This window comes from Streptomyces sp. NPDC034670 (assembly GCF_055574875.1).
In genome coordinates, this window is record NZ_JBVITR010000109.1 from 1 (window position 1) to 5,921 (window position 5,921).

Consider the following 5,921-nt stretch of genomic DNA (forward strand, 5'->3'; position numbering starts at 1 on the left):
CTCGAGCAGCAGCTCCTCGACCTCCCGGAACGACAGCGGGAAGCGGTGGTAGAGCCACACACAGTGGGAGATGATCTCCACCGGGTACCGATGCCCCTTGTACGACGGTGGCGCGCTGTCCATGGACGACCCCTCCCCGGCATGACCAACCAGAAGATCATCCCACCTGGTCAGTCAACGTGACAGTGCCCCGGATCGAGCACCACCTGTTCCCCAGCATGCCCCGCCCGCACCTGAGGCTCGCCCAGTCCATGGTGAAGGCACGCTGCCGCGACCTCGGCATCCCCTACGCGGAGACCGACCTCGCCGACTCCTGCCGTCAGGCCCTGCGGCACATGTACAAAGTGGGAGAACCGCTGCGTGCCGACATCTGAGGAGCCGACGCCTTGCGCCACTCCGGACGCCGTCGCGGCGCACATAGGCTGGTGCGCATGACCTCAGTGGAGGAGGAACGCCCGCGCGCACTGCTCGCGGGGGCCTCGCGGCGATGGGTGCGGCTGCTGCCATGGGCCGTGGCGTTCGTGCTGTGCGTCGCCCTGCTGCCCACGACCATCGTGGTCCTCACCGCCGACTACGGCCTGACCGGAGGCGTCGCTGGCGGGTTGGCCGTCGCGCAGGCCGCGCCGCTGCTGCTCGCCGTCGTACGGCCGCTGCAGGCCTGGTACGTGGTCTTCGTCGCGGACGTCGCCGGGGCGCTCGCCCTGCTCACCGTCGACTTCCAGGAGCGGCTGCTGTGGCCGTTCCCGCCCATGGAGATCGTCGGGTACGTCGGCCTCTGCCTCGCCCTGGGGCTGCGCGAGCGGCGCCGGACACTGCTGCTGGTGTGGCTGGCCACGGCCACCGCGAACGTGGCCCTGGGGTTCGTCGCGCCCCATGGCTTCGGCGCCATGGGCCTGCTGTTCACCATCCTCGGGGGCGTCGCACTCCTGCTGGGCGGTGCGCTGCACGAGCGGTCCGAGGTGCAGCGCAGGCTGGTCGAGCAGGAGACGATCAGCGAGGCCGAACGTGGCCGGCGGACGCTGCTGGAGGAGCGCGCCCGGATCGCCCGCGAGCTGCACGACGTGGTGGCACACCACATGTCCGTCATCACGGTGCAGGCGGACACCGCGGAGTACCGCCTCGACAGGCTGCCGCCGGACGTGCGGGAGGAGTTCACGTCCATCGCGGCGACCGCGCGCGAGTCGCTCGGCGAGATGCGACGGCTCCTCGGCGTGCTGCGCAATGAGGAGGCACACGGCGAGCTCGTGCCCCAGCCGGGCCTGGCGCAGATCGGGCAGCTGGTGGAAGTGACGGCGAGGGCCCGCGGGCCGGTGGAGTTCACCCCCTGCGACGTCGAGGTGCCCGAGGCGGTCGGCCTGTCCGCGTACCGGATTGTCCAGGAGGCTCTCTCGAACGTCGTGCGGCACGCGCCGGGTGCCCGCACGCAGGTGTCGCTGTCGGTGACGGAGTCCGATCCGCAGGACGGTGCGCGGCTCACCGTCCTGGTCGTCAACGGACCGCCACCCCAGCCACCCGACGGGCCGCTCGAGGTGGGCGGCACCGGGCACGGCCTCGTCGGCATGCGCGAGCGGGTGCGGCTCGTCGGCGGCAGCCTCGACACGGGGCCGCTACCGGACGGCGGCTTCCGGGTCGCCGCCCAACTTCCCCTGAACTTCCTTGGCTGAAAAGGACTTCACATGACGACGCGCGTCATCATCGTCGACGACCAGGCCATGGTGCGGGCCGGCTTCGCCGCCCTGCTGGCCGCCCAGAGCGACATCGACGTGGTGGGCGAGGCCCCCGACGGCGCGCAGGGCGTCGAGCTGAGCCGGCGTACCCACCCGGACGTCGTGCTGATGGACGTGCGGATGCCCGAGATGGACGGGCTGGAGGCCGCACGCCGCCTCCTGGAGCCGGCACCCGGTGTGGCACACCGGCCGCGCATCCTGATGCTCACCACCTTCGACGTCGACGACTACGTCTACGAGGCGCTCCGGGCGGGCGCGAGCGGCTTCCTCCTCAAGGATGCGCCGCCGGCCGACCTCATCGCGGCGGTCCGCGTCGTGGCCTCGGGCGACGCGCTGCTCGCCCCTTCCGTGACGCGCCGCCTCATCGCGGACTTCGCCAAGCAGCGTCCCGCCGTCCGGGGCAAGCCCGCGCTGCGGCTCAAAGGCCTGACGGAACGCGAGACCGAGGTCCTCACGCTGGTGGCCCGCGGGCAGTCGAACGGGGAGATCGCGCAGACGCTGGTGCTGGCTGAGCAGACGGTGAAGACGCACGTCAGCCGCGTCCTGACCAAGCTTGACCTGCGCGACCGCGCCCAGGCGGTGGTCTTCGCCTACGAGTCGGGGCTGGTCGCTCCGGGCGAGTAGGACCACCCCCCGCCCCCTACCGCGGTAGCACCCCCACATTGGCTCCCCGGTATGACGCCCGGCGCTCAGCCGTCCCCGCACTCTTCACCCGTCACAGAAAGTGCACATGAGAGGGAGACGGGACATGAAGCTACGCAGGGGCAAGCGGCAGAAGGCGGACAACCGGCCCAAGGCCCCGGCCGCCACGCCCGGTCTCGCCGTCGAACTGCGCGACGTCCGGCGGCAGTACGGCCACGGGGCGGGCACGGTGCACGCCCTCGCCGGCATCGACCTCGCCCTGCCGCGCGGCACGTTCACCGCGGTCATGGGCCCGTCCGGGTCAGGCAAGTCCACCTTCCTGCAGTGCGCTGCCGGGCTCGACCGGCCGTCGGCGGGATCCGTGCGCCTCGGCGGCACGGAGATCACCGGCATGAGTGAGAACGAGCTCACCGAGCTGCGCCGCAGCCGCCTCGGCTTCGTCTTCCAGGCGTTCAACCTGCTGCCGTCGCTGACCGTGGAGCAGAACGTGCTGCTGCCTATGCGCCTGGCCGGGCAGCGCCAGGACCGGCGCCGGGCGGCCGCGGTGCTCGCCCGGGTCGGACTCGCCGACAAGGCGAAGCGCCGGCCCGGAGAGCTCTCCGGCGGTCAGCAGCAACGCGTGGCCGTCGCCCGCGCCCTGGTCACCAGCCCCGACGTGATCTTCGCGGACGAACCCACCGGCGCCCTCGACACCGGCACCGCCGCCGAGGTCCTCGGCCTGCTGCGCAACGCGGTGGACGCTCTGGGCGCCACCGTTGTCATGGTCACCCACGACCCGGCCGCGGCCGCCTGGGCCGACCGTGTGCTGTTCCTCGCCGACGGCGCCTTCGCCGACCACCTCGAGCGCGGTTCGGCGGAACAGATCGCGGCACGGATGGCCGTGCTCACCTCGCGCGCCTCCCGCTCCGGTGCGATGGCGGGGGTGGCGGCGTGAGGCGCCCCAACGGACTCGCCCGTGAGGCCGTCCGCTTCAAGCCCGCGTCCTTCGCGGGGACCTTCCTCGCGCTGCTGATGTCCGCACTGATCGTCTCGGCCTGCGGAATCCTGCTCGAGACCAGCCTGCGCGCCTCCGTGCCGCCGGAACGGTACGCGAACGCGCCGGTCGTCGCGGCGGCGGACCAGAACAAGTACGTCGTCACCGGCAGCGGCGAGGACCGCGAGAAGGAGGCGACGCCCCTGCCGGACACGGCACGGATGGACGCCGGGCTGGCTGCGAAGGCCGCCGGGGCGCCGGGTGCGGCCACCGCCGTCGCGGACTTCACCTTCCCGGTGCGCGCGACGGACGCCGGCGCCCGTGCACTGAATGTTCCGGGAGGTGTGCTCACCGCGCACGGATGGGGCTCGCACACCTTCACCGGCACCTCGCTGACCACCGGCTCCGCACCCCGCGAGGGGGAAGTCGTCCTCGACGCGAAAACGGCCCGCGCCGCGCACGCCGCGGTCGGCGACACCGTCGTACTGGAGACCGCCGCCGGCCGGCAGGACTTCCGCGTCGCTGGCGTCGCCGAGGCCGGCCCCGCGGAGACCGCCCGCGACTCCGGCGACGCGGGCGCCCTGACCTGGTTCGCCGACACCCAGGCCCCCGTGCTCGCCGGGCATCCCGGCAAGGCCGACGCCGTCATCGTGCTGGCGGAGGACGGCACCGGCGCCGACGCCCTCGCCGGCGCCGTGAAGCAGGCCCTGGCCGGCTCCGGCGTCCAGGTCCACACCGGCGACGACCGCGGTGCCGTCGAGGACCCGGGCCTCGGGTACGCCAAGGTGATGCTCTTCGGAATCGGCGGCTCCTTCGGCGGCATCGCCGCCATCGTCGCGGTCTTCACGGCCGCCGGAACCGTCGCGCTCTCGGTCGGTCAGCGGGCCCGCGAGTTCGCCCTGCTGCGCGCCGTCGGCGCCACCCCGCGGCAGGTCCGCCGCGCGGTCGCCTCCGAAGCACTGCTCGTCGCGCCGCTCGCCGGGATCATCGGCTGCCTGCCCGGCATCGGGCTCGCCCACTGGTGGTTCGGGCAGCTCCAGGACCGGGGCACCATCCCGCGCGCCGTGGACCTGCACGTCTCCGGGCTTCCGCTGCTCGCCGCCGTCGTCATGGGGCTGCTCACCGCGCTCGGCGCAGGCTGGACGGCCGGGCGCCGGCCCGCGAAGATCAAGCCCGGACAGGCGCTGTCGGACGCGTCGGTGGAGCGGCTGCGGCCCGGTCTGGTCCGTACCCTCCTCGGCGTCGGCGCCCTCGTCGGAGGCACGATCCTCACCGGCGTGTCCGCCCGCTCCGCCGGGGACGACGCGGCCGGCGCCGCCCTCGGCGTCGTCATGCTCTTCATGCTCGCCGTCGGGCTGCTCGGCCCGCTGGTGGCACGGCTGTGCGCCGGCCTGTTCGGCCTCCCGCTGCGCGGCGCGGGCCCGTCCGCCGAGCTCGCGGCCGTCAACTCCCGTACCAACGCCCGCCGCCTCGCCTCCGCGATCACCCCGATCGTGCTCGCCGTGGCCTTCTCCTCGACCCTCGTGTTCATGCACACGAGCGAGACCCACGCCGCCGACAAGCAGCTGCGCGCGGGCATCACCGCGGACCACGTGGTGACGGACCCGGCCGGGCTCCCGGTGGACGCGGCGGCACGCGCCGCCCGCGCGCCGGGCGTGGAGGCGGCCGTCGGGCTGCTGAACACGCAGGTGCTGGTGCCGACCGGCTCCGGCGAGTTCAAGTCGCTCCAGGGCGCGGCCACCCAGGGCGTCACCGGCTCTGGCGCCGAGCTGGCGAAGGTGCAGGACCTGGACGTACGCGACGGCAGCCTCGACCGGCTCGGCGAGGGGCGTATCGCCATCGGCAAGACCCTGGCGACCTCGGCGGACGCCGGTGTCGGCGACCGGCTCCCGCTCTACCTCCCCGACGGGACGGAGGTCAGCCCCGAGATCGTCGCGGTCTACGACCGCGGCCTCGGCCTGGCCACGGTGACCATGGACCGGGCGTCCCTGGCCGGGCACGTCACCTCGGGCTTCGACAACACGCTCCTGGTACGGGGCGGCTCGGAGAAGTCGCTCACCGCCCTGGGCGAGGTCACCGACGCCTCCGGCTACGCCACCGAGCAGAACCGCGACGCGAAGCTGGGCGCCTGGATGAACAACACCATGGCCGCGGTCCTCGGCGGGTTCGCCGCCGTCGCCGCGGTCAACACCCTGGTGATGACGGTCCTGGACCGCCGCCGCGAGCTGGGCATGCTGCGCCTCGTCGGCTCCACCCGGCGTCAGGTGATGACGATGCTCCGCTGGGAAGGTCTGCTGGTCGCCGTGGTGGGCCTGGTCCTCGGCTCCGCGATCGCCGCGGCCACGCTGATCCCGATGATGAGCGGCGTGACCGGTGACATGCCGTACGTGCCTCCGCTGGTGTACGGATGCTTCGCGGTCGCCGCCGGCGGCCTGGCCCTGCTGGCGGTCACACTGCCGGCCCGGGCCGCGCTGCGCCGCTGGTCCTAGTACTCCAGCAGCGGATCGTGTCCTGAGCTGGTGATTGTCGTTGTCCCGGTGTGGAGAGCATGACTGAAGTCGGTTGCTGGGCTGCGGAGT

The 5,921-nt window shown here is 73.2% G+C and carries 4 protein-coding genes and 2 pseudogenes; 5 read left to right on the forward strand and 1 reads right to left on the reverse strand.

Annotated features, from left to right (window positions below; all coding sequences use genetic code 11):
• Positions 1 to 123, reverse strand: a pseudogene (locus ACZ56B_RS32525) (IS6 family transposase); the annotation flags it as partial.
• Positions 124 to 191: 68 nt separating this feature from the next.
• Between ACZ56B_RS32525 and ACZ56B_RS32530 the strand changes: the two are divergent.
• The 5 genes and pseudogenes from ACZ56B_RS32530 to ACZ56B_RS32550 all read left to right on the forward strand — a co-directional run.
• A pseudogene (locus tag ACZ56B_RS32530) lies at positions 192 to 374 on the forward strand (acyl-CoA desaturase); the annotation flags it as partial.
• Between the two features lie 57 nt (positions 375 to 431).
• Positions 432 to 1,664 (forward strand): sensor histidine kinase, encoded by a 1,233-nt coding sequence (locus ACZ56B_RS32535; RefSeq protein WP_391664460.1) that lies wholly within the window; start codon positions 432 to 434, stop codon positions 1,662 to 1,664.
• 12 nt (positions 1,665 to 1,676) lie between these two features.
• Entirely contained in the window at positions 1,677 to 2,351 is a 675-nt protein-coding gene (locus ACZ56B_RS32540; protein ID WP_468798600.1) for a response regulator, read from the forward strand.
• A gap of 124 nt (positions 2,352 to 2,475) precedes the next feature.
• Positions 2,476 to 3,303 (forward strand): ABC transporter ATP-binding protein, encoded by an 828-nt coding sequence (locus ACZ56B_RS32545; RefSeq protein ID WP_468798603.1) that lies wholly within the window; start codon positions 2,476 to 2,478, stop codon positions 3,301 to 3,303.
• Entirely contained in the window at positions 3,300 to 5,831 is a 2,532-nt protein-coding gene (locus tag ACZ56B_RS32550; RefSeq protein ID WP_468798606.1) for an FtsX-like permease family protein, read from the forward strand. The genes ACZ56B_RS32545 and ACZ56B_RS32550 overlap by 4 nt, the downstream gene beginning before the upstream one ends.
• Positions 5,832 to 5,921: the final 90 nt, after the last annotated feature.

Coding starts and splice junctions, on each gene's coding strand:
- ACZ56B_RS32535 (WP_391664460.1), top strand. CDS start 432: ATGACCTCAGTGGAGGAGGAACGCCCGCGCGCACTGCTCGCGGGGGCC.
- ACZ56B_RS32540 (WP_468798600.1), top strand. CDS start 1,677: ATGACGACGCGCGTCATCATCGTCGACGACCAGGCCATGGTGCGGGCC.
- ACZ56B_RS32545 (WP_468798603.1), top strand. CDS start 2,476: ATGAAGCTACGCAGGGGCAAGCGGCAGAAGGCGGACAACCGGCCCAAG.